Annotated in this window: 29 protein-coding genes; 17 read left to right on the forward strand and 12 right to left on the reverse strand. The window is 65.5% G+C overall.

Annotated elements, in window-relative coordinates; all coding sequences use genetic code 11:
* Positions 1–67: 67 nt before the first annotated feature.
* On the reverse strand, positions 68–1,399 hold the full coding sequence (gene aceA, locus JHD82_RS18985) for an isocitrate lyase (RefSeq protein ID WP_199138117.1): 1,332 nt from the start codon (positions 1,397–1,399) through the stop codon (positions 68–70).
* Positions 1,400–1,761: 362 nt separating this feature from the next.
* Here aceA and JHD82_RS18990 point away from each other — a divergent pair, with 362 nt between their 5' ends.
* The 8 genes from JHD82_RS18990 to hemP all read left to right on the forward strand — a co-directional run bounded on the left by JHD82_RS18990 (position 1,762) and on the right by hemP (position 7,232).
* The gene (locus JHD82_RS18990) at positions 1,762–2,712 is read left to right on the forward strand and encodes a DMT family transporter (protein WP_199138119.1); all 951 of its coding nucleotides are present in this window, start codon (positions 1,762–1,764) and stop codon (positions 2,710–2,712) included.
* Between the two features lie 216 nt (positions 2,713–2,928).
* Positions 2,929–3,228: an SWIB/MDM2 domain-containing protein gene (locus JHD82_RS18995; RefSeq protein ID WP_012206418.1), complete on the forward strand. Its 300-nt coding sequence runs from the start codon at positions 2,929–2,931 to the stop codon at positions 3,226–3,228.
* Between the two features lie 117 nt (positions 3,229–3,345).
* Entirely contained in the window at positions 3,346–4,473 is a 1,128-nt protein-coding gene (locus tag JHD82_RS19000; RefSeq protein ID WP_199138121.1) for an alpha-hydroxy acid oxidase, read from the forward strand.
* Between the two features lie 106 nt (positions 4,474–4,579).
* Positions 4,580–4,852, forward strand: coding sequence for a bacterioferritin-associated ferredoxin (locus tag JHD82_RS19005; protein WP_012206420.1), 273 nt, complete (start codon positions 4,580–4,582; stop codon positions 4,850–4,852).
* A gap of 101 nt (positions 4,853–4,953) precedes the next feature.
* Positions 4,954–5,655 carry an energy transducer TonB gene (locus tag JHD82_RS19010; protein ID WP_199138123.1) on the forward strand — a complete coding sequence of 234 codons (702 nt, stop codon included), beginning with the start codon at positions 4,954–4,956 and terminating at the stop codon, positions 5,653–5,655.
* Positions 5,656–5,670: 15 nt separating this feature from the next.
* The gene (locus JHD82_RS19015) at positions 5,671–6,393 is read left to right on the forward strand and encodes a MotA/TolQ/ExbB proton channel family protein (RefSeq protein WP_012206422.1); all 723 of its coding nucleotides are present in this window, start codon (positions 5,671–5,673) and stop codon (positions 6,391–6,393) included.
* A gap of 3 nt (positions 6,394–6,396) precedes the next feature.
* Positions 6,397–6,810, forward strand: a complete 414-nt coding sequence (locus JHD82_RS19020) for a biopolymer transporter ExbD (RefSeq protein ID WP_012206423.1) — start codon at positions 6,397–6,399, stop codon at positions 6,808–6,810.
* A 200-nt stretch (positions 6,811–7,010) separates the two neighbouring features.
* On the forward strand, positions 7,011–7,232 hold the full coding sequence (gene hemP / locus JHD82_RS19025) for a hemin uptake protein HemP (RefSeq protein WP_012206424.1): 222 nt from the start codon (positions 7,011–7,013) through the stop codon (positions 7,230–7,232).
* A 260-nt stretch (positions 7,233–7,492) separates the two neighbouring features.
* On the opposite strand, the gene JHD82_RS19030 is transcribed toward hemP, so the two are convergent.
* Positions 7,493–7,900 (reverse strand): heme-binding protein, encoded by a 408-nt coding sequence (locus JHD82_RS19030; protein WP_199138125.1) that lies wholly within the window; start codon positions 7,898–7,900, stop codon positions 7,493–7,495.
* A gap of 190 nt (positions 7,901–8,090) precedes the next feature.
* Between JHD82_RS19030 and JHD82_RS19035 the strand changes: the two genes are divergently transcribed.
* Complete coding sequence (locus JHD82_RS19035) at positions 8,091–8,783, forward strand: Bax inhibitor-1/YccA family protein (RefSeq protein ID WP_199138127.1); 693 nt, start codon at positions 8,091–8,093, stop codon at positions 8,781–8,783.
* 66 nt (positions 8,784–8,849) lie between these two features.
* Entirely contained in the window at positions 8,850–9,278 is a 429-nt protein-coding gene (locus JHD82_RS19040) for a hypothetical protein (RefSeq protein ID WP_199138129.1), read from the forward strand.
* Positions 9,279–9,379: 101 nt separating this feature from the next.
* Here the strand turns inward: JHD82_RS19040 and rlmD are convergent, their stop codons facing one another.
* Positions 9,380–10,852 (reverse strand): 23S rRNA (uracil(1939)-C(5))-methyltransferase RlmD, encoded by a 1,473-nt coding sequence (gene rlmD, locus JHD82_RS19045; RefSeq protein WP_088164226.1) that lies wholly within the window; start codon positions 10,850–10,852, stop codon positions 9,380–9,382.
* A 76-nt stretch (positions 10,853–10,928) separates the two neighbouring features.
* Positions 10,929–11,246 (reverse strand): hypothetical protein, encoded by a 318-nt coding sequence (locus JHD82_RS19050; protein WP_012206429.1) that lies wholly within the window; start codon positions 11,244–11,246, stop codon positions 10,929–10,931.
* 187 nt (positions 11,247–11,433) lie between these two features.
* Between JHD82_RS19050 and JHD82_RS19055 the strand changes: the two genes are divergently transcribed.
* The 4 genes from JHD82_RS19055 to JHD82_RS19070 are packed head-to-tail and all read left to right on the forward strand — an operon-like array spanning position 11,434 to position 13,769.
* Positions 11,434–11,994 carry a GbsR/MarR family transcriptional regulator gene (locus tag JHD82_RS19055; RefSeq protein WP_199138131.1) on the forward strand — a complete coding sequence of 187 codons (561 nt, stop codon included), beginning with the start codon at positions 11,434–11,436 and terminating at the stop codon, positions 11,992–11,994.
* Positions 11,995–12,026: 32 nt separating this feature from the next.
* Positions 12,027–12,896: an NAD-dependent epimerase/dehydratase family protein gene (locus tag JHD82_RS19060; RefSeq protein ID WP_199138133.1), complete on the forward strand. Its 870-nt coding sequence runs from the start codon at positions 12,027–12,029 to the stop codon at positions 12,894–12,896.
* Entirely contained in the window at positions 12,889–13,293 is a 405-nt protein-coding gene (locus JHD82_RS19065; protein ID WP_199138135.1) for a DoxX-like family protein, read from the forward strand. Before JHD82_RS19060 ends, JHD82_RS19065 begins: the two co-directional genes overlap by 8 nt.
* Positions 13,290–13,769: a DUF2269 domain-containing protein gene (locus JHD82_RS19070; protein ID WP_199138137.1), complete on the forward strand. Its 480-nt coding sequence runs from the start codon at positions 13,290–13,292 to the stop codon at positions 13,767–13,769. The genes JHD82_RS19065 and JHD82_RS19070 overlap by 4 nt, the downstream gene beginning before the upstream one ends.
* A gap of 28 nt (positions 13,770–13,797) precedes the next feature.
* Here JHD82_RS19070 and JHD82_RS19075 read toward each other — a convergent pair whose 3' ends face one another.
* The 8 genes from JHD82_RS19075 to JHD82_RS19110 all read right to left on the reverse strand — a co-directional run bounded on the left by JHD82_RS19075 (position 13,798) and on the right by JHD82_RS19110 (position 20,652).
* Positions 13,798–14,013: a molybdopterin-binding protein gene (locus JHD82_RS19075; protein WP_012206434.1), complete on the reverse strand. Its 216-nt coding sequence runs from the start codon at positions 14,011–14,013 to the stop codon at positions 13,798–13,800.
* 54 nt (positions 14,014–14,067) lie between these two features.
* Complete coding sequence (locus JHD82_RS19080; protein ID WP_199138146.1) at positions 14,068–15,048, reverse strand: ATP-binding cassette domain-containing protein; 981 nt, start codon at positions 15,046–15,048, stop codon at positions 14,068–14,070.
* A gap of 15 nt (positions 15,049–15,063) precedes the next feature.
* A complete protein-coding gene (gene ssuC, locus JHD82_RS19085; RefSeq protein ID WP_047218080.1) occupies positions 15,064–15,915 on the reverse strand; it encodes an aliphatic sulfonate ABC transporter permease SsuC in 852 nt (283 codons plus the stop codon).
* Positions 15,916–15,926: 11 nt separating this feature from the next.
* Complete coding sequence (gene ssuD, locus JHD82_RS19090; protein ID WP_012206437.1) at positions 15,927–17,087, reverse strand: FMNH2-dependent alkanesulfonate monooxygenase; 1,161 nt, start codon at positions 17,085–17,087, stop codon at positions 15,927–15,929.
* Between the two features lie 38 nt (positions 17,088–17,125).
* Positions 17,126–18,181 (reverse strand): aliphatic sulfonate ABC transporter substrate-binding protein, encoded by a 1,056-nt coding sequence (locus tag JHD82_RS19095; protein WP_133072953.1) that lies wholly within the window; start codon positions 18,179–18,181, stop codon positions 17,126–17,128.
* A 23-nt stretch (positions 18,182–18,204) separates the two neighbouring features.
* Positions 18,205–19,206, reverse strand: coding sequence for a sulfonate ABC transporter substrate-binding protein (locus tag JHD82_RS19100; RefSeq protein WP_016448337.1), 1,002 nt, complete (start codon positions 19,204–19,206; stop codon positions 18,205–18,207).
* A gap of 170 nt (positions 19,207–19,376) precedes the next feature.
* Positions 19,377–19,547, reverse strand: a complete 171-nt coding sequence (locus JHD82_RS19105; RefSeq protein WP_199138148.1) for a hypothetical protein — start codon at positions 19,545–19,547, stop codon at positions 19,377–19,379.
* 82 nt (positions 19,548–19,629) lie between these two features.
* Positions 19,630–20,652: a sulfate ABC transporter substrate-binding protein gene (locus JHD82_RS19110; protein WP_012206440.1), complete on the reverse strand. Its 1,023-nt coding sequence runs from the start codon at positions 20,650–20,652 to the stop codon at positions 19,630–19,632.
* A 144-nt stretch (positions 20,653–20,796) separates the two neighbouring features.
* On the opposite strand from JHD82_RS19110, the gene JHD82_RS19115 reads away from it, so the two are divergent.
* From JHD82_RS19115 to JHD82_RS19125, 3 genes are all read left to right on the forward strand, one after another.
* Positions 20,797–21,069, forward strand: a complete 273-nt coding sequence (locus JHD82_RS19115) for an oxidative damage protection protein (RefSeq protein ID WP_012206441.1) — start codon at positions 20,797–20,799, stop codon at positions 21,067–21,069.
* Between the two features lie 172 nt (positions 21,070–21,241).
* Positions 21,242–21,910 (forward strand): trimeric intracellular cation channel family protein, encoded by a 669-nt coding sequence (locus tag JHD82_RS19120; RefSeq protein ID WP_012206442.1) that lies wholly within the window; start codon positions 21,242–21,244, stop codon positions 21,908–21,910.
* A 15-nt stretch (positions 21,911–21,925) separates the two neighbouring features.
* The coding region (locus tag JHD82_RS19125; protein WP_374191652.1) for a tRNA (5-methylaminomethyl-2-thiouridine)(34)-methyltransferase MnmD at positions 21,926–22,361 on the forward strand (436 nt) is incomplete at its 3' end.

Consider the following 22,361-nt stretch of genomic DNA (forward strand, 5'->3'; position numbering starts at 1 on the left):
GAAGCACAAGGCCTCGGACGCTTTCTCACCCCTATCTACCTGAAGTTGCACTCACCGAAGCCGCGCTTCAGTGGAATTGCTCCTCTTCCGTGGAGCCGGTCAGTGCCTTGACGCTGGACGAGCCACCCTGGATCACCGTGGTCACGTCGTCGAAGTAGCCTGCACCCACTTCCTGCTGGTGGGACACGAAGGTGTAGCCTTGTTCGCGGGCTGCGAATTCGGGCTCCTGCACCATGTTCACGTAGTGCTTCATGCCTTCGCCGTTGGCGTAGGCGTGGGCAAACTTGAAGGTGTTGAACCAGTTGATGTGAATGCCGGCCAGCGTGATGAACTGGAACTTGTAGCCCAGAGCAGACAGGTCTTCCTGGAAGGAGGCGATCTGGCTGTCGTTGAGGTTCTTCTTCCAGTTGAACGAAGGCGAGCAGTTGTAGCTCAGCAGCTTGCCTGGGCAGGCGGCATGCACGGCCTGGGCGAACTCGCGGGCAAAGCCGATGTCGGGCACGCCGGTTTCGCACCACACCAGGTCGGCATAGGGCGCATAGGCCACACCGCGGCTGATGGACTGCTCCATGCCATTGCGGACACGGTAGAAGCCTTCCTGTGTGCGCTCGCCGGTCAGGAACGGCTTGTCGTTGGCGTCGTGATCGGAGGTGATCAGGTTGGCGGCTTCAGCATCGGTGCGGGCCAGCACGATGGTAGGCACACCCATCACGTCAGCGGCAAAGCGGGCGGAGATCAGCTTCTCGACGGCTTCCTGGGTGGGCACCAGAACCTTGCCGCCCATGTGGCCGCACTTCTTCACGGCAGCCAGTTGGTCCTCGAAGTGCACGCCGGCTGCGCCAGCGGCAATCATGTTCTTCATCAGTTCGAAAGCGTTGAGCACGCCGCCAAAACCAGCTTCCGCATCGGCGACGATAGGCAGGAAGTAGTCGATGAATTCCTTGTCGCCGGGGTTGATGCCACGGCCCCACTGGATTTCGTCGGCACGCTTGAAGGTGTTGTTGATGCGGCGCACCATGGTGGGCACCGAGTCATAGGCGTACAGCGACTGGTCGGGGTACATGGTTTCGCTGGTGTTGCCATCGGCAGCCACCTGCCAGCCCGACAGATACACCGCTTCCAGGCCAGCCTTGGCCTGTTGCATGGCCTGGCCTGCGGAGATGGCGCCAAAGGCATTCACGTAGCCCTTCTTTGCACCGCCGTTGATCCTGTCCCAGAGCAGTTCCGCGCCACGCTGGGCCAGCGTGTACTCGGGCTGCAGGCTGCCGCGCAGACGCACCACGTCGGCGGCGCTGTAGCCGCGCTTGACACCCTTCCAACGGGGGTTCTGCGCCCAGTCTTTCTCAAGGGCGGAAATCTGCTGTTCACGGCTCAGTTGCCGGGTCAGGGATTGGGGCATGTTGCTCTCCTGGGAGGTGGTTGAAACAAGCGGCTTTCTTGCGTCGGCCTTGGGATCAAATTTAAGTCTTATAGAAGACCTCATCAACATCTTGTGTCTTATACAAGACTAAAATTTTTATCATATAAATCAACGAGTTATTTTCATATTTTTCAATATGAAATCACATTTCTCGTATTGAGAAAAATTGGCGCAATGCAACATTTCAATATTTCACAATGCAAAACATGGATTCCATGGCATGAAAAGTCACCACAGCATGGCAAGCGTCCGCTACAGGCACATGTCACGCACACCGGACGCGCTCACAGGTACCATCGCGCGTTCAGGCGGCGCTCCCGCCTCTCAAACCTGCACTTGCCGTGAACACCTCCCATCGCAGATCTGCCTATGCCTGCCTGGCGCTGAGCATGTCCCTGGTCGGCAGCTATGTCGCCCTGTCCAAGCCTCTGGCGGCCATTTTTCCGGTGCTGCTGCTGGCTTGGCTGCGCTTTGGCATCGGGGCCATCGCCATGCTGCGCTGGCTGCGCAAGCCGGCTGACGAGCCCCCCCTGTCTCGGCGCACGCAGGGCCTGCTGTTTCTTGAGTCGCTGTTCGGCAACTTTCTCTTCACCATCTGCATGGTGACTGGGGTGAGCCTGACAAGCGCCGTCACGGCCGGCGTGACCATGGCTGCCATCCCTGCTGCCGTGGCCTTGATGAGCTGGCTGTTTCTGCGCGAGCGCGTGGCTGCGCGCACCTGGCTGGCCATTGCGCTGGCCGTGGCGGGCATCGGCCTGTATGCACTGTCCCGCCCGGACGCTGGCGCCGACTCGGCAGCATCAGCCTCACCGCAGGCGTGGCTGGGGCAGATGCTGCTGGTCGGCGCTGTGCTTTGCGAGGCGTTCTACGCCGTCATCGGCAAGCGCCTGACCACGTCCCTGGGGCCCAAGCGCATCACATCCATCGTCAATCTATGGGGATTTGCGCTGTCTACGCCCTTCGGGCTGTATCTGGCGTGGCGCTTCGATTTCGGCAGCGTGGCATGGAGCATCTGGGGTCTGTTGCTGTTCTACGCCCTTGCCGCCTGCGTGTGGACCGTGTGGTTGTGGATGACAGGCTTGTGCAACGTGCCAGCCTCCCAGGCCGGCACCTTTACGGTACTGCTGCCGATCAGCGCTGCCGTGGTCGGCATGTGCGTACTGGGCGAACGGGTTACATCCATGCAGGCGCTGGCCTTTGCGATCGCCCTGCTGGGCATTCTCGTGGCCACCTGGCCGGGCAGAAAACGCCTTGCACAACACCCTTCCGCGAGCGGTGCCAGCCCCTTCTGAAAACGCTGCCGCCGACGGCCAACCTGCCAGGGCGGCCCTCGAAAGCGAGCCAGAATGCAAAAACTCCTCAAAAAACAGCGCCACAGCAACAAATCGAGGCAAAAATTTGACGGGTAAGCTTGGAAGAGCGTTTTTTTCCCATTAGCATCAGCCTGCCAGTGGATAGCGACGGTTTTTCGCTGGTAAAGAATCCACTCCATACTAGGAACAAGCAACATGGCAACTGCAAAGAAGGCAACGGCTGCTCCGGCAGCTCCCGCAAAGAAGCGCACTCCCAACGCCGCCTTCATGAAACCCCTCACCCCCAGCCCCGCTCTGGCTGCCGTGGTGGGTTCCACTCCCCTGCCCCGCACCGAGATCATCAGCAAGCTATGGGTCTACATCAAGGCCAACAAGCTGCAAGACGCTGCCAACAAGCGCATGATCAACGCCGACGCGAAGCTCAAGGAAGTGTTCGGCAAGCCCCAAGTCTCGATGTTCGAGATGGCTGGCCTGATCGGCAAGCACGTCAAGTAATCCTCGGGCCTGCGCCACGACGGATGAAAGCCGGCCCCTGGGCCGGCTTTTCTTTTTTCCGGGATGCCACCTCCTCTTCTTGCCGAAGATGCTGCACACCGACAACATTCCAATGCCATGAGCCAAGTGCCCGCGCTGCAAGCCGTTCCCGACGGCATCATCAATCTGGCCGACCACGAGGCGCATGCGCGGCAACGGATGGACGACAACGCCTGGGCCTATTTCTCGGGCGGCGCGGCCGATGAGCGCAGTCTTGCGGCCAACCGCAGCGCCTGGGACGCGCTCACACTGTGGCCGCGCGTGCTCCGCCCCCTTGCAGGCGGCCATACCCGGCTGCAGTTGCTGGGCAGGGATCTGGCCTGCCCGCTGCTGGTGGCCCCCATGGCCTTTCAGCGCATGGCCCATGAGGACGCAGAGCTTGCAACCGCCTATGCCGCTGCGGCGCTGGGCGCGGGCATGGTGCTCAGCACACAGGCCAGCCTGCCGCTGGAGACCGTGGCACAGGCAGCACGACTCACGCCGGGCCATGGCCCTTTGTGGTTCCAACTCTATCTGCAGCATGACCGAGGCTTCACCACGCAACTGATCAAGCGCGCAGAGGCCGCAGGCTACGAAGCACTGGTGCTGACGGTGGACGCACCCACCAGCGGTGTGCGGGACCGTGAACGCCGCGCGCGCTTTTGTCTTCCGCCGGGAGTGTCTGCCGTCAACCTGCAGGGGATGGCACCACTTGCAGCCATGCAACTCGCACAAGGCCAGAGCCCCCTGTTCGACGGCCTGCTGAACCATGCCCCCACCTGGGATGACGTCGCTTGGCTGCAGCAGCAGACACGACTGCCGCTGCTGCTCAAGGGCGTGCTCCACCCGGCCGATGCGCTGCAGGCCGCGAGATTGGGAGTAGCGGGCATCATCGTCTCCAACCATGGAGGGCGCACGCTGGACACCGCACCGGCCACGGCAACAGCCCTAGCCCGCGTGGCCAGGGCCGTGCGCGGCGCGGGCCACGAGCTCCCCTTGCTGGCCGACGGGGGCATACGGCGCGGCACAGACGTGCTCAAGGCGATCGCCCTCGGTGCGACGGCTGTTCTGATAGGCCGCCCCGTACTCTGGGGGCTGGCCAATGCGGGCGCCGCCGGCGTGGCCCATGTGCTCAGGTTGCTGCGCGATGAACTGGAGATCGCCATGGCGCTGACAGGGTGTGCCACCCTCGCACAGGCCACTGTGGAACTACTGGATACCGAGTAAAGCCGAGCGCCATACATCCCTACAGACAACCAAGAATTGCAAATGCGATGAATTCTCATTTATAATTTTTCATCCTATCAATAGCCAGCCACTACTGCCTGTAGCCATGATCGTCTGTGTATGCCGCCGGGTTTCCGACCGTGAGATCGCACGCCACGCTCATGCGGGCATGAGCTTTGACGAGATCCAATTCGAATTGGGTATCGCCATGCAGTGCGGCCGCTGCGAGAGCTGCGCCCGGGATGTGGTGGCGCAATGCTGCGCCAGCCAGCCCGTGGCCGCCATCCACAACGAGGTCGCGGCCCAGACCGTCCAGCTTGCCAACAACATTCTGGAGAGCAAAGCATGGTCCTCCTCTCAGCACTTGTCGGCAGCCTGATCCTCGTCGTTACATGCACCTGGTGGATTCTGCGCAGCTGATACTCCGTCTTCCGAGCGACAGCACCCGGATCCCATACGCTGACCGCTCCTTCTGTCTCTATGTCCCAGTCTGATCGTTTTGGTCCCCCCGGGGGCCTTGGCCGTAACGTGGCCATCGCGGGTTCGGTCGTGGTCTTGCATGCAGCAACCCTCTGGGCGATGCAGCATGGACTGCTCCAGCGCGCACCCGAAGAGGTCATCGTGCCAGTCCAGGTGATTGCGGAATTCATTTCGCCACCCGCTCCCGAGCCCGAGGCACCCAAGCCCCCTCCTCCGCCACCACCTCCCAAACCGCAGCCGGTCGTGAAGAAGGCGCCGCCGCTGCCCAAGGCCATTGCCGACCCCAAGCCCGCACCTGCGGCGCCGCGCGGCACGCTGGACGATGAGCCCAAGCCCGTGGTGGAAGCACCGCCAGCACCGCCCGCCCCTCCTGCGCCGCCAGCACCTCCCGCTCCCCCGGCGCCACCGGCTCCGCCCAAGATCGAATTGCCGTCCAACAACGCGGCCTACCTCAACAACCCGGCCCCCAACTACCCCGCCATCAGCAGGCGCATGGGGGAACAGGGAACGGTCACGCTGCGCATCTTCGTGGACGCGCAAGGCCTGCCTCAAAAGATCGAGGTCAGCAAATCCAGCGGCTACGACCGTCTGGACCAGCAGGCCGTGGACGGCGTCAAGAACTGGAAATTCGTCCCCGGCAAGAGCAACGGCACGCCAACCCCCATGTGGGTCACCGTCCCGGTCAAATTCACCCTCAATTGATTCTCAGGAGTATCCATGGATTCCCAATTCGGCATTGCCCACGTCTGGACGCAGGGAGACTTCGTCACCCGTGCCGTCGCCATCATCCTGCTGGCCATGTCGGTGGCCTCTTGGCTCGTGATGATCATCAAGGCCCTGGACATCGTGAAGTTCAAGAAGCTGGCGCGCAACGCCCAGGACTTCTGGCACAGCCCCGACCTGGCCAGCGGCCTGGAAAAGCTGGGCGATGACCGCTCCAACCCCTTCCGCTACCTGGTGCTCGAAGGCCGCGAAGCCACCGCCCACCACCGCAAGACCAGCGCCCACCTGCATGACACGCTGGACATCAGCGACTGGGTGACCCGCTGCATGCGCAACGGCATCAGCGAATTCACCGCCCGCCTGCAATCGGGCCTGGCCATTCTGGCTTCCGTGGGCTCGACCGCTCCCTTCATCGGCCTGTTCGGCACCGTCTGGGGCATCTACCACGCGCTGGTCGCCATCGGCCTGTCCGGCCAGTCCTCGATCGACAAGGTCGCGGGCCCCATCGGTGAAGCGCTGATCATGACCGCCCTGGGCCTGGCCGTGGCGATTCCCGCCGTGCTCGGCTACAACGCCGTGGTGCGTGGCAACAAGTCCATCCTCAACGCCCTCAACAGCTTTGCCCACGACATGCACGCCTACTTCGTGACCGGCGCCCGCGTGTCCATCGACGGCAAGGAAGCCGGCAACGTGCTGCCGCTGAAGAAAGGCGCGTAAGCCATGGCATTCGGAACAATGGACGATGACGGCGAAGAGGTGATGAACGAGATCAACATGACGCCGCTGGTCGACGTCATGCTGGTGCTCCTGATCATCTTCATCATCACCGTGCCGGTGATGAAGCATTCGGTGAACGTGGACCTGCCCCGCGCCACCAACCAGCCCGAGGACGTCAAGCCCGCCACCGTGCGCCTGACCGTCTCCGCCGATGGCCAGTACCACTGGAATGGCGTTGCCGTCAGCGATACGCAGTTCGAGGAGAACCTCAAGGCCGAGGCGGCCAAGGAGCCGCAACCTGACCTGCATATCCAGGGCGACAAGGAAGTCCGCTACGAGCGCGTGGCCCAGGCCATGGCTGCCGCACAGCGTGCAGGCGTGCGCAAGATCGGCTTCGTGACGGACCCGGCCAAGTAGGCCGTGGCAGGCATTCCTTGCTTGGCGATCAACGACAACGGCCCTTCGGGGCCGTTTTTCATTCTCTTTGCGTTGGCAGTGCATCGGGTCGCAGGGATAGGACTGGTCCCAGAAACCACAATGCGAGTAAGTCTCACTTGATTTTCAATTGAGAATTGTTATCATTCACAAAACTTTCCAATTTTTGAGGAATTCCCTGCATGTCTGCCACTTCCGCCGCCACCTCGCATCTGTCCGGCAACTCCAACGCCCAGGCCTTTGCAGCGCTGCAGGCCGCAGCATCTGCAGCCCTGACCGGGGCCGCCAGCGGACTCGACAGCACCTTGCTGCTCAATGGACAAAAGGCTGTGACCATCGTGCACAACGGCACGCCCTACCGCCTGCAGGCCACCAAGTTGGGCAAGCTCATCCTGACCAAATAAGCAAGATTCCGGCCGTCGTCGGATGCCCGACCGGCGGCTTCTTCGTTTCATCGTGGGGCGACCTTGGGACTTCCAGTCTCAGAGGTCGATTAGCCAGCCAACAAAATCTCCGGATTTTGCGTAGCCAAGCATTTTTTCCCGCACTGCAGCGCAGATTGACCAAAGAAAAAGCCCCTGTCCATCGGTACAGGGGCTTTTTCTTGATTGCATGGATCAGTCCCCAGGGACCGATTCATGCAGCATGGGTGCACCAGGGGCTATTACAGGCCCAGAGCAGCAATGCCGGCGCTGGCAACCTGCGCATCCTCGATGGCCTTGACGCCGCTGACGCCCACGGCGCCCAGGCATTGGCCGTCCTTCATGATGGCCACGCCACCTTCGAGCAGGCCGTCCAGCGTGGGCGCGCTCAGGAAGGCCGTGCGGCCGTTGTTGATCATGTCTTCATAGCCCTTGGTATCGCGGCGGCCCAGGGCCGCCGAGCGGGCCTTGGACGGAGCGATGTGGGCCGACACGGCGGCGGCGCCATCCAGGCGCTGCAGCCACAGCAGGTGGCCGCCGTCATCGACGATGGCAATGGTCACGGCCCACTTGTTCTTCAGCGCCTCGGCTTCTGCGGCGGCGGCAATGGCCTTCACGTCGGCCAGTTCGAGTTCATGCTTGGTCTTCATAAGATTCCAATTATCCATTCCATCACAAATGTCCTATAAGCATAGCAATCGTATGAGGACTGACAATGCATGCGCAGAACAAAACATTCGAAACCAAACCATGGCGGCGGCTCGGGGTATTGCAAGTCGCGCGCAAGCCGCCACCTAGAATGGGCAAGTCGCAACAACACTCCTTCGGAGGACTGGCCACATGAATGATCAAGTCACCACACTGGGCTCTGCGGGCTACGGTGTCTCGCAGCAAGAGCGCAATCGCGTATTGCGCAACACCTACTGGCTGCTGGCCCTGAGTCTTCTCCCCACCGTGCTGGGCGCTTGGCTGGGCGTGGCCACGGGCATCACGCGCTCGCTGAGCGGCGGGTTGGGGCTCATCGTCTTCCTGGGCGGCGCCTTCGGCTTCATGTTCGCCATCGAGAAGACAAAGCACTCGGCAGCCGGCATTCCCGTGCTCCTGGGCTTCACGTTCTTCATGGGCCTGATGCTGTCGCGCATGATCGGCATGGTCCTGGGCTTCAAGAACGGCTCCGAGCTGATCATGACCGCCTTTGCAGGCACGGCCGGCGTGTTCCTGGTCATGGCCTCGCTGGCCACGGTGATCAAGCGCGACCTGTCGGGCATGGGCAAGTTCCTGTTCGTCGGCGTGCTGGTACTGTTCGTGGGCTCCATCATCAACGTCTTCATCGGCTCCACGGCCGGCATGATGGCGATCTCGGTGGCGGCCATCGGCATCTTCAGCGCCTACATGCTCTATGACCTCAAGCAGATCATGGACGGCGGCGAGACCAACTACATCAGCGCCACGCTGGCTCTGTACCTGGACCTGTTCAACGTGTTCCAGAGCCTGCTGGCCCTGCTGGGCATCATGGGCGGCGAACGCGACTGATGCCGCACGCGGAAGGCTTGGCCTTCCCTGCCGCACACCAAAGGCCTCCTTCGGGAGGCCTTTTGCATGTCCGGGATCATCATTTGTGCAAAGCGGACTCAACTTCTTCCGAGGCCTGCCGATAATCTCCTCAAGATGACCATGCCTAATCTTCCCCGCACCTTCGCCATCCTGCTGCTGCCCACGCTGCTCGCCGGCTGCAAGCTGGATGATATTCCGGGCCTGGGACCGGACCCCCGCACCGTCGCCAAGGAGGCCGAGGCCAAGGCCATCGGCGGGGCGTGCCGCCATGCCCTGCGCGGGCTGGAGGATTGCTACACGCTCAACCCCAAATCGTCCAAGGCCCTGGTGTTTGCAGGCTGGAAGGATATGGACGAATACATGCGCGCCAACAAGATGGAGGGCACGCCTTCGGTCCTGGGCCAGAGCGACCGCCGCCGCAGCGACAAGGACGAGGCGCCTGCCGAGCCGACCTCAGGCAGCAATCGCAGCTGACCCCTTCTGAGATCCGGATTTGAGATCTGGATTCGCACATTAAAAAGCCGTGGCCGCCCGAGGGCTCCACGGCTTTTTTCATGGCACGGGCAGCAAGGTCGTCAGTCTGCGCAGCGCTCGAACACCGCCATGCTCTCCACGTGGGCCGTGTGCGGGAACATGTTGACCACGCCTGCCGACACACAGCGATAGCCGGCCAGATGCACCAGAAGGCCGGCATCGCGCGCCAGCGTTGCGGGATTGCAGCTGACATAGACGATGCGCTCGGGAAAGCGCCAGGCCTCATGCCCTGCCGGCAGTGGCTCGGCGCCTTCGGCACCGATTCGCGCCTGGTGGATGTCGGCCAGGGCCTTGGACAGCGCAAACGCACCTTCACGCGGCGGATCCACCAGCCACTTGCCGGCCACGCCGTCGGCGAACAGCATCTCGGGCGTCATCTCGAACAGGTTGCGCGCCACAAAGCGCGTGGGCGCGAGCTTGTCGCCCTCTGCGCGCTGTGCGTTGTTGGCCGCATAGTTTTCATGAGAGCGCTTGACCAGGGTATCGCTGCCCTCGATGCCCAGCACTTCGCGCGCCTGCGTGGCCAGGGGAAGGGTGAAGTTGCCCAGACCGCAGAACCAGTCGATCACGCGCTCATCCTTCTTGACATCCAGCAGGCGCAGCGCGCGCGTGACCAGCACGCGGTTGATGTGCGGATTGACCTGGGTGAAGTCCGTGGGCTTGAACGGCATGGTGATGCCGAAATCGGGCAGGCCATAGTCGAGCTGGGCTCCACCCTGCTCCATGAGGTGCACGGTGTCCGGGCCCTTGGGCTGCAGCCACCACTGCACGTTGTGCTCGGCTGCGAAGGCCCGCAGACGGGCCTGGTCGTCCTCGGACAGCGGCTCCAGATGGCGCAGCACCAGGGCCGTGACGGAGTCGCCGCAGGCGACCTCGATCTGCGGGCAGGTTTCGCGCGCATCCATGGAGGCGATCAGCGCACGCATGGGCAGCAGCATGGCGTCCACATGGGGCGGCAGGATCTTGCAGGTCTCCATGTCGGCGATGTAGCGGCTCTTGCGCTCGTGAAAGCCCACCAGCACCTTGCCCTTCTTGGCCACATAGCGCACCGACAGGCGCGAGCGGAAACGGTAGGCCCAGGACGGACCTTCGATGGGACGCAGCAGCGTCTCGGGCTTGACCTTGGCCAGATGCCAGAGATTGTCTTCCAGCACGCGCTGCTTGATGGCCACCTGGGCGCCCACGTGCAGATGCTGCATCTTGCAGCCGCCGCAGGCACCGGCGTGCAGACCGAAATTCGGGCAGCCGGGGCGCACGCGCTGGGAAGATTCGCGGTGGATGGCCGTCAGGCTGGCGGCTTCCCAGTTGTTTTTCTTGCGATGGGTGTTGGCGCTGACCAGTTCGGTAGGCAGGGCGCCGTCGATGAATACCACCTTGCCATCGCTCTTGCGGGCCACGCCCTGGGCGTCCATATCCATGGACAGCACCTGCAGCCAGCCTTCGGGCAGTGCAGGGGCGTCGATGTCGGCTTCGGGCAGGTTGTCGGGGATCTTGTTGTCGCGGGGTTCACTCATGGGGCACGATTGTCTCAGGCTCTCCCCTTGCCCTGTTGGCGGCTCCCCAAAAAAGCCCCCAACTCGCTTTTGCCTCTCAGGACCGCGGAGTGCTGCTGCGGCCCAGGTCCCGCTGCCGCTCCTGGCGCGCCCGGGCCAGTTGCTCGCGTTCGGCCAGCAGGTTGATTTCGGTGATGCAGTTGAATTCGTCCAGCGTGAACACCATGGTGGCACCGCGCTCGATCTTGTCCACGGTCTGGTGCAGCGGCAAGGTCAGGTCCACCGGCGGGCGGTTGGAGCGGTAGATCAGCTCCTGCTCGGGCGTGTAGACGGAATAGCAGGCGGCAGACGCGGCCTGCGCCAGCGCGCAGCCGGCCAGCACGGTGATGGCACGCAGGTTTTGCACAGCAGTCATGGTGTTCCCCTCAAAACGGCGGCCCGCCTGTGTATGTACTGGGTGGCAGGCCAGGCTGCCCAGCATTATGGAGCAGCACATGCCGCGCCCCGCCAGGTGCCGCCTCCGCGCTGCAGCCGGTTTTGATTTTTCAGCTTTCTCAAATTTCTCTCTTGACAGAAATTTCAGGCCTGCAGACACTGAGGCCATGCAACTGAGTCCCATCGCACACCGTTTCATCCACCATTGGGGTGACATGGGCAGCTCCTGGGGAGTGAACCGCACGGTCGCCCAGATCCACGCCCTGCTGTTTTTCCATGGCCGCCCGCTCAACGCGGAAGAGATTGCCGACACGCTGGGCGCCGCTCGCTCCAATGTGAGCAACAGCCTCAAGGAACTGCAAGGCTGGGAGTTGATCCGCACCAGCCGCAAGCCCGGCGACCGCCGCGACTACTTCGAGACCTCCTCCGATGTCTGGGAGTTGCTGCGCACCATCGTGCGAGAGCGCAAGCAGCGCGAGTTCGACCCGACCTCGGAGATGCTGCGCGAACTGATCGCCGAGCCTGGCTTCGACGACGAATCCCCCGACACCCAGGACCGCGTGCACGAGACGCTGCGCCTCATGGAGTCACTGGGCATCTGGACCGACGAGATGCTGCGCCTGTCGCCCTCCACGCTGGACAAGCTGCTGCGCCTGGGCGCCAGCGTGCAGCGCTTCGTGCGCTCCGAGGCCGCTGACACCCGCGTCAAGCGCGGGCGCCGAGCCTGAAATTTCCGTCACAAGAGAAACTGGAGGTCACCATGCGCATTCTGGTCTGCGGCGGCAACGGCTTCATCGGCCGCCATATCGTCAACCTGCTGGCCCTGGCCGGCCATGATCCCGTGGCGCGCAGCCGCCATTCCCTGCCTGCGCTCGACTACGCCAAGGCCACCACGCCCGAGGCCTGGCTGCCGCACCTGGCGGGCGTGGATGCCGTGGTCAATGCCGTGGGCGTGCTGCGCGACAGCGCCTCCCGGCCCATCGATGCCATGCACGCCCAGGCCCCCATCGCCCTGTTCGATGCCTGCGCGGCGGCCGGCGTGCGGCGCGTGGTGCAGATCTCTGCCCTGGGCATAGAAGGCAGTGCCACGCGCTACGCCACCACCAAGCGCACCGCTGACGAGCATCTGCTGGCACTCACGGCAGCCGGCCATCTGCAGGGCTGCGTGGTCCGCCCCAGCGTGGTGTTCGGCGCTGGCGGCGCCAGCAGCGAGATGTTCCTGTCCATGGCGCGCCTGCCAGCGCTGCTGCTGCCGCGCCCCGTGCTGCAGGCCCGCGTGCAGCCGGTGGCCGTGCGCGACCTGGCCGAGGCCGTGGCCGGCCTGGTGACGAGCCCCGAGCCCGTGGGCATGATCGAGATCGGTGGCCCCCTGCCCTTGCCGCTGGCCGCACTGATTGCCAGCCTGCGCGCGCAGATGGGCCGCGCCCCCGCCCGCGTGGGCACGCTGCCCGGCTGGCTCACCCGCGCCAGCGCACGCGCTGGCGACTGGGTCAGCGCCTCACCGTGGTGCAGCGAGACACTGGCCATGCTGGCCAGCGACAACGTCACCGATCCGGCCGGATTGCAAGCCCTGCTCGGCCGGCCCGGCATTGCTCCCGCCCAGTTGCTGGCCACGCTGCGCCATGGGTGAACACCGCCTGCGCCAGGTGCCCCCTTCACAGCGCGCCATGCACCTCAGCCTGATCGCCGTCTGGCTGGGCACGGCCCTGGTCAGCGCCATCGAGCACCGGGGCCTGAGCGTGCAGGTGCTGGCCGATGCCGGCATCCACGATGCGCGCTGGCAGACATTCCTGGTCTGGAGCGGCCTGCTCGCCGACCTGGCCGTGGGCATGGCGCTGTGGCTGCGGCCGGGCCGGGAGAGCTATCTGGCGGCTTTTTTGCTGATGGCCGCCATGACCGTGCTGGCCACGGTGCTGCAGCCCACGCTGTGGCTGCATCCGCTGGGGCCGCTGCTCAAGAACCTGCCGATCGCAGCCATGCTGCTGCACCTGATGTCGGCACCTGTCACGCCGAAGGAGTCCGCATGAATCTCTATCTGTTGCTCAAGACGCTGCATATCGCGTCCAGCGTGCTGCTGGTCGGCACCGGCCTGGGCTCGGCCTTCTACATGTTCTTCGCCAACCGCAGCGGCAGCGTCGCTGCCCAGGCCGTGGTCAGCCGCCTGGTGGTGCGTGCGGACTGGTGGTTCACCACGCCCTGCGTGGTCATACAGCCTGTGAGCGGCATTGCCCTGGCCCACATGGCGGGCTGGCCGTTGACCACGCCGTGGCTGGCACTGTCGCTGGGCCTGTACCTGCTGGCCGGCGTCTGCTGGCTGCCCGTGGTCTGGCTGCAGGTGCGCATGGCCGCCATGGCGCGCGGCGCGCACGCAGCGCAGGCCGCCCTGCCCGCGCTGTATGCCATCTATGCCCGGCGCTGGGAGGCGCTGGGCTACCCGGCCTTCATCGCCATGGCCGTGACCTACTACCTCATGGTCAACAAGCCGATGCTCTGGGGCGGTTGAGCATCGGCAGTGCCTTCAGTGCCTGGCCTCAGAGCTTGGCAATGGACACTTCGGTGGACTTGACCAGGGCCACCACATCGGAGCCCACGACCAGGCCCAGCTCGTCCACCGAGCGCGTGGTGATCACCGAAGTGACCACGCCCCAGGGCGTTTGCACATCGACTTCGGAGACAACGTCGCCTCGGATGATTTCGCGCACCTGGCCCTTGAACTGGTTGCGCACGTTGATGGCTTGAATGGACATGTTTTTCTCCTGGGGATCAAAAGGAATCAAAGGAAGGTTGGGGAAAACGAAAAGTCAGACCGCCCAGCGCAGGCCATGGGCCGGCACGCCGGGCCAGGCCGTGGTGTCGGTCAGCGGGTTGGATTCGGGCTCGGCGGCGGGCTTTTGCAGCACGCGGTCGAGAATGCGTTGCTCGATGGCCGCCAGCGCCACGCTGCCATGCACGCGCGGCCGTGGCAGGGCGATGCGTTCATCCAGCGCAATGCGGCCGTCCTCGATCAGCACCACGCGGTCGGCCAGGGCCACGGCCTCCTGCACGTCATGCGTGACCAGCAGGGCCGTGAAGCCGTGGCGTTGCCACAGGCCTTCGATCAGGCGGTGCATCTCTATGCGGGTGAGCGCATCGAGCGCGCCCAGCGGCTCGTCCAGCAGCAGCAGTTGCGGGCGATGCACCAGGGCGCGTGCCAGGGCCACGCGCTGGCGCTGGCCCCCGGACAGGCGCGCCGGCCATTCGCCCTCGCGGTCGGCCAGGCCGACCTGGGCCAGCACTTCGCGGCCACGCTCCTGGGCCGAGGCGGGCAGGCCCAGCGTCACATTGGCCAGCACGCGCCGCCAGGGCAGCAGGCGCGCGTCCTGGAACATGATGCGCGTGCCGCCCTGCGCGCCCTGCACGGCGCGGGCGGGCTCGCCGTCCAGCAGCAAGGTGCCGGCCGTGGCCTGCTCCAGGCCTGCGACCAGGCGCAGCAAGGTGCTCTTGCCGCAGCCGCTGCGGCCCACGATGGCGACGAATTCGCCAGGCTCCACCTGCAGCTGCACTTCGTGCAGCACCTCGCGCTGGCCGTAGCGCTTGGTCAGCCCGCCGGCCTGCAGGCGCACGCCACGGCGTGGTGCGGATTGGGGGGATGCGGACTGCGGCGCATCGTCGTTCTGGGCCAGGCGGTCGCTGACGTCCAGGCCATCGGCATCGAACGAGGCCTCCCAGGCCATCGCCGGCGCGGTGGTGTTCAGCTCCACGGCCTGTGCCAGCGTGGTCTTCATGCGGTTCCATCGGCTCATGTCGTGCTCCTTGTGTCACTTGGGCTGGTAGCCCGGATGCCAGCGCAGCCACCAGTGCTCCAGCGCACGCGCAAACCAGTCGGCCAGCTTGCCCAGCAGGGCGTACAGCAGGATGCCGACCAGCACCACGTCGGTCTGCAGGAACTCGCGGGCGTTCATGGTCAGGTAGCCGATGCCCGACTGCGCCGAGATGGTCTCGGCCACGATGAGGATCACCCACATCAGGCCCAGCGAAAAACGCAGGCCGACGAGGATGGAGGACAGCGCGCCCGGCAGGATGACCTCGCGGTACAGCTGCCAGCGCGTGAGGCCGTAGCTGCGCCCCATCTCGATCAGCGCGGGGTCCACATTGCGTATGCCGTGGAAGGTGTTCAGGTAGATGGGAAAGAACACCGAGACGCTGATCAGGAACAGCTTGGCGCTCTCGTCGATGCCGAACCACAGGATGACCAGCGGAATCAGCGCCAGCGCGGGGATGTTGCGCACCATCTGGATGGTGGAGTCCAGCAGCGTCTCCGCCCAGCGCAGCGAGCCCGTGAGCAGGCCCAGCGCCAGGCCCAGCCCGCCGCCGATGGCCAGGCCGCCCAGCGCGCGGCCCGCGCTCACCTGTACATGCTTGAGCAGCTCTCCCGACTCGGCCAGCGCCTGCGCGGCGCGCAGCACATCCAGCGGAGCGGGCAGCACCCGCGTGGACAGCCAGCCGAAGGCCGAGGCGGCCTGCCAGACGGCAATCAGCGCCAGCGGCACCAGCCAGGGCACCAGGCGGCGGCCCACGCCGGCCGCAAAGCGCAGCAGCGGCGACCAGGAATCGCCGGCCGGGGGGGCCGAGGAGGCCGGCAGCGCAGTAACGGTACGTGCATCGGACATGCGTGACTCCCTCAGCTTTGCGACGCGCGCGGCGAGTACAGGTTGGCAACGGTCTCGCCCAGCGGCCCGCCCACGCCGCCAGCCAGCCTGTCGCGCACGGACAGCGGCAGCAGCGGGAAGACCAGTTCGGCAAAGCGGTAGGCCTCCTCCAGGTGCGGATAGCCGGACAGCACGAAGGTGTCTATGCCCAGGTCCGCGTACTCCTTGATGCGGTCGGCCACGGTCTGCGCATCGCCCACCAGGGCCGTGCCCGCGCCGCCGCGCACCAGGCCCACGCCGGCCCAGAGGTTGGGGCTGATCTCCAGCTCGGCCCGCGTGCGGCGGCTGCCGCCGGCATGCAGGGCGGCCATGCGGCGCTGGCCTTCCGAGTCCATGCGCGCGAAGGCGGCCTGGGCCTGGACCACGGTCTCGTCCTTGAGGCGGCTGATCAGGCGATCGGCATCGGCCCAGGCCTCGTCCTCGGTCTCGCGCACGATGACGTGCAGGCGGATGCCGAACTTCACGCTGCGGCCATGGCGCGCCGCCTTCTCGCGCACATCGGCAATCTTTTTGGCCACCTCGGCCGGGGGCTCGCCCCAGGTCAGGTAGGCATCGACCTGCTCGGCGGCCAGGTCGTGCGCGGCCTCGGATGAACCGCCGAAGTACACGGGCGGATACGGCTTTTGCAGCGGCGGGAACAGCAGCTTGGCGCCCTTGACCGAGAGGTGTTCACCTTCGTAGTCGAGCGTGCCGCCCTCATGGCTGCGCTCAAGGATCTCGCGCCAGATGCGGATGAACTCGGCCGATTGCTCGTAGCGCTGCGCATGGTCGAGGAAGACGCCGTCGCCCTCCAGCTCGGCGCGGTCGCCGCCCGTGACCAGGTTGATCAGCAGCCGCCCGCCCGACAGGCGGTCGAACGAGGCCGCCATGCGCGCCGCCAGGCTGGGCTGATGCAGGCCGGGACGCACGGCGACCAGGAACTTCAGGCGCCTGGTGACCGGAATCAGGCTGGAGGCGACGACCCAGGGGTCCTCGCAGGAGCGGCCCGTGGGAATCAGCACGCCCTCGTAGCCCAGGCTGTCGGCCGCGATGGCGACCTGCTTGACATAGTCGTGGCTGAGCGGGCGGGCGCCCTCGGCCGTGCCGAGGTAGCGGCTGTCGCCGTGGGTGGGAATGAACCAGAAAACCTGCATGCGCTGCTCCAGTCAGGGGACGGAATCGAGGAAGGAAATCAAAGGGCGGAAGAAGGCCGTGCCGCCGCAGGCTCGGCCAGCCGCGCGTACTCGGCCGCCGAGGGCCGCCAGACGATGTCGGCCACCTGCACCTGGCGCGGAATCAGGCCCAGCCGAAAAAATGCATCGGCCACGCGCTGCTGGTCCACCACGGTCTGCGCAGCCAGCAGGCCCACGGGGGAGCTGGGCCGGCGCGCAATGAAGCGGCTGACCACCGCCGTATCCAGGCCGCTGAAGCCGGCCACCAGGGCCACGGCCTCCTGGCGCGCGCTCTGGGCCAGGCGATCGGCCCGCGTGAGCTCGTCGAACAGCGCGCGCAGCACCTGCGGATGGCGCTCCACCAGGCCGCGCGCGGCCAGGTAGAACGAGGCGTTGCCCGACAGGCCTTCGCCATTGGCCAGCACGCGCGGGCGAATCGCCAGCTCGGTGGCCGCGTAGAACGGGTCCCAGATGGCCCAGGCGTCCACGCTCTTGCGCTCGAAGGCGGCGCGCGCATCGGCCGGAGCCAGGTACACGGGCTGGATCTCGTTCCAGGCCAGGCCCGCCTTGTCCAGCGCGCGCACCAGCAGGTAATGGGCGCTGGAGCCTTTTTGCAGCGCCACGCGCCGGCCCTTGAGGTCGGCCAGGGCGCGCAGCGGCGAGTCCGACGGCACGAGGATGGCCGAGCTCTCGGGCTTGGGCGGCTCGGCGCCCACGTACAGCAGGTCGCGGCCCGCGGCCTGGGCAAAGACCGGGGGTGAATCGCCGGTCAGGCCGAAATCCAGGCTGCCTGCGGCCAGGGCCTCCAGCAGCTGGGGGCCGGCCGGAAACTCCAGCCAGCTGACCTTGGTGCCCGCAAAGCGCTTTTCCAGCACGCCCTGCTGCTTGAGGATGACCAGGTTGACGGCCGACTTCTGGTAGCCGATGCGCAACTGCTCCGGCCCGGCCACGGCGGCCGGCGTCTCGGCGCGTGCGTACTGGCCGGCCAGGCTCCAGCTGAAGGCGGTGGTGCCCAGCAGTTGCAGGGCCTGGCGGCGCACGCGGTCCAGGCGGGGCTTCTTGGAATTGGCATTCATGGTGCGGACTCCTTGCAGTGGGCTCAGGGGCGCGACGCGATCAGGTCCACCGGCGCGGCATGCAGCAGGTTGAGCTTGCGGGGGATGAGCTTGAGCTCGAAGAAGGTGTCGGCGATCTGCTGCTGCTCGGCCAGGATCTCGCGCGTCACGGACGAGGTGCCGAAGCGGGCGCGGCTCAGGTACAGCTCGGTGATGGACTTGTCCAGGCCCAGGATGCTGGACAGCTCGGCGGCAGCGGCCGTCTGGTTCTTCGAGGCCCAGCGGTCAATCCCATCGACCTCTTCGATGGCAATGCGCAGCACATCGGCATTGCGCGTGGCGAAATCGCGCGAGGTGAAGTAGTAGGCGCGGTTGTTGACCACGCCCGTGGCATCGGCCAGCAGACGGGCGTCCAGCGTCTTTTGCGCGGCAGCCAGGAAGGGGTCCCAGATCAGCCAGGCATCGACGGAGCCGCGCTCGAAGGCGGCGCGCGCATCGGCCGGCGCCAGGAAGACGGACTGCACATCGCCGTACTTCAGGCCGTGCTTTTCCAGCAGCTTGACCAGGAAGTACTGCACGTTCGAGCCCTTGTTGTAGGCCACGCGCTTGCCCTTGAGGTCCTGCACGCTGCGGATGGGCGAGTCCTTGGGCACGATCACCGCCTCCAGCCCGGGGCGCGGCACGGTGGCGCCCGCATAGACCAGGGGTGCGCCTGCGGCCTGCGCAAAGATGGGCGGGGCCTCGCCCACATCGCCGAAGTCGATGGAGCCCACGTTCAGCGCCTCCAACTGCACGGGGCCGGCGTTGAACTCGATCCAGCGCACCGACACGCCCAGCGGCGCCAGCCGCTTTTCCAGCGTGCCCCGGCTCTTCAGGATGGACAGCCAGCCCTTTTGGTGGCCCACGCGCAGCACGCGGTCACCCGCCTTGTCCTGGGCCAGGGCCGGGCCGCCCACCGTGGCGACCGCTGCGGCAAGGCCCGCGCCCAGCAGTTGGCGTCGGCGCCAGTTGGCTGTGTGTCGGGGGAAAGAATCGAACGAGACCATGACGGACATCCTTGGAAGAGTGGTGCGTGGTGCGTGGTGCGTGGTGCGTGGCGCAGACAAAGCGCTGCCCATGCATGCGCGCGGCATGCAGCCAGAAAACAAAAAAGGGAAGGCGGAGCAAGGGGCGGCCGCCTGCAGGGCCAGGCCTGCAGGCGCACCGCACGGAGTCGTCAGGTGCTACATCGCCGGCTGGCGAAGGCCACGGTCTCGAAGCGAAGAAAAGAGCTGGATGCCACCACGCCTGCCTTGCCTGCCACTCCTGCCTTGTGCATCCGCACGCCTGCCTGCGCCGTGCGGCGCGCGGCCGGCAAAGAGTGGCGGGAGGTCAGGAAGATGGACATGGCGGATCGTGGGAGGTTGGCAGGTGTCTGGGAAAGCGGGTGAATTCAGTGGGTGGGCGCCGGCCGGGCCGGCGCGCCGCACTCACTTCTTGGTGTAGATCTGGTCGAAGCTGCCGCCGTCGGCAAAGTGGTCCTTGTCGGCCTTGGCCCAGCCGCCGAAGGCCTGGTCGATGGTGACCAGCTCCAGCTTGGGGAACTTGTCCGCGAACTCGGCCTTGACCTTGGCATCCGTGGGACGGTAGTAGTTGCGGCCGGCGATGCGCTGGCCTTCCTCGGAGTACAGGTACTTCAGGTACTCCTCGGCCACGGCGCGCGTGCCCTTCTTGTCCACGACCTTGTCGACCACGGCCACCGAAGGCTCGGCCAGGATGGACAGCGAAGGCACGACGATCTGGAATTTGTCGGGACCGAACTCCTTGAGTGCCAGGAAGGCCTCGTTCTCCCAGGCCAGCAGCACATCGCCCACGCCGCGCTGCACGAAGGTGATGGTGGCGCCGCGCGCGCCGGTGTCCAACACGGGCACGTTCTTGAACAGCTTGCCGATGAAGTCCTTGGCCTGTGCGTCGCCGCCGTACTTGCGCTTGGCGAATTCCCAGGCGGCCAGGTAGTTCCAGCGCGCACCGCCGCTGGTCTTGGGGTTGGGCGTGATCACCTGCACGCCGGGCTTGACCAGGTCGTCCCAGTCCTTGAGGTTCTTGGGATTGCCCTTCTTCACCAGGAAGACGATGGTGGAGCTGTAGGGCGCCGAGTTGTGCGGCAGGCGCTTTTGCCAGTCGGCCTTGAGCAGGTTGCCGTTCTTGACCAGGGCGTCGATGTCGCCGGCCAGCGCCAGCGTGGCCACGTCGGCGTCGATGCCGTCGATGATGGAACGCGCCTGCTTGCCCGAGCCGCCATGCGACTGCTTGACGCTCACGTCCTGGCCGCTCTTGGCCTTCCAGTGCTTGGCGAAGGCCTGGTTGTATTCCACGTACAGCTCGCGCGTCGGATCGTAGGAGACATTGAGCAGTTGCACCGACTGGGCCAACGCCGGCAGAGCCGACAGGGTCAAGCCCGCGATCAGGCCGGCGGCGACAGGAAACTTGATAAAGTGGCGGCGAATTTTCATTGGAGTGTCGGTAGAGAGTGGAGACGACGGTCTGGTGCCGTGGAAAGCATTCTCAAAGCCAACTCTTAAAACTCAAACCAATAAGATTTCAGTTTGTTATTCCCAAAACATCTGAATCTCCACAAGACAAGGACTCAATTCCCCATGGCACGTACCGTTCACTGCATCAAGCTTGGCGTTGACGCTGAAGGCCTGGACTTCCCGCCCTACCCCGGCGAGCTGGGCAAGCGCATTTTTGAAGGCGTGAGCAAGCAGGCCTGGGCCGACTGGCTCAAGCACCAGACGATGCTGGTCAACGAAAACCGCCTGAACCTGGCCGACGCACGCGCCCGCCAGTACCTGGCCCGCCAGATGGAAAACCACTTCTTCGGCGGCGGCGCCGATGCGGCGGCCGGCTACGTGCCTCCTACGGCCTGAGCCGCTTCGCGCCCTTTCACCGCCCCCGTCGCACCGCGCCGGGGGCGGTTTCATTTGCGGTGCCGCAAACGGCCGCCGCCCAGAGACCGCCTACAATGCCCGCCTTCTTGCGCTGGACGGCGCAGTGGCCGCACACCCTGCGGCGCGGGCCGGTCTTCACCCGAGGTTTTCCGTGCTTCCATCCGTCTCCCTGCTGGAATCGTTCCAGGCATCGCAGTTCACCGTCATGCTGGTGATCTACCTCGTGGCCATCACGGCCGAAGCCATGTCGGGCGCGCTGGCGGCGGGCCGGCGCAACATGGACATCTTCGGCGTGGCCGTGATCGCCTTCGTCACCGCGCTGGGCGGCGGCACCATCCGCGACATGGTGCTGGGCCACTACCCCATCGGCTGGACGCAGCACCCTGAATATGTCTACCTGGTCATCTCGGCCGGGCTGCTGACCATCGTCGTGGCGCGCCACATGCACCATCTCAAGCAGGTCTTTCTGCTGCTGGACGCCATGGGGCTGATCGCCTTCTCGCTGATCGGCTGCAACGTGGCGCTGGAGCTGGGCTACCCGCCCGTGGTGGTGGTGATGTCGGGCATGCTGACCGGCATCAGCGGCGGCATTCTGCGCGACGTGCTGTGCAACCAGGTGCCGGTCGTGTTCCGGCGCGAGCTGTACGCCAGCGTGTCGCTGGCCGTGTGCCTGCTGTTCCTGGGGCTGCGCACGCTGGAAGTGGGCTCCAACCTCAGCACCGTCGTCTGCTTTGCCGGCGGACTCACGCTGCGCCTGGCGGCCATCCGCTTCAAGTGGCGGCTGCCCGTGTTCTCCTACCAGCAGCGCTGGGAGGAGTAGTTCTGCCCCTTGCCCATGTCCGAACCCATTGACTGGCTGCCCGATGGCACGCCCTACAGCCCGCGCTTCGGCGACCGCTACCACAGCGAACTCGGCGGCCTGGACCAGGCCCGCCACGTCTTTCTGGGCGGCTGCGGTCTGCCGGCGGCCTGGGCCGATGCGCCGCAATGGCGCATCCTGGAGACCGGTTTCGGGTTCGGGCTGAATTTCCTCGTGGCCTGGGAAGCCTGGAAGGCCGATCCCCGGCGCCCGAGGCTGCTGCATTTCGTCTCGGCCGAAGCCTTTCCCGTCAGTGCCGACGCCATGCGCCAGGCCATGCCGCGCGAGCCAGGATTGCGCCTTCTGGCGGAAGAGCTGGCCGCCCAGTTCCAGGGCCTGCTGCCCGGCGTGCACCGCCTCGCCTTCGAGCAGGGCCGCGTGCTGCTGACGCTGTACATCGGCGATGCCCAGG

This window comes from Delftia sp. ASV31 (assembly GCF_016428765.1).
Taxonomy (GTDB): Bacteria; Pseudomonadota; Gammaproteobacteria; order Burkholderiales; family Burkholderiaceae_C; genus Comamonas; species Comamonas acidovorans.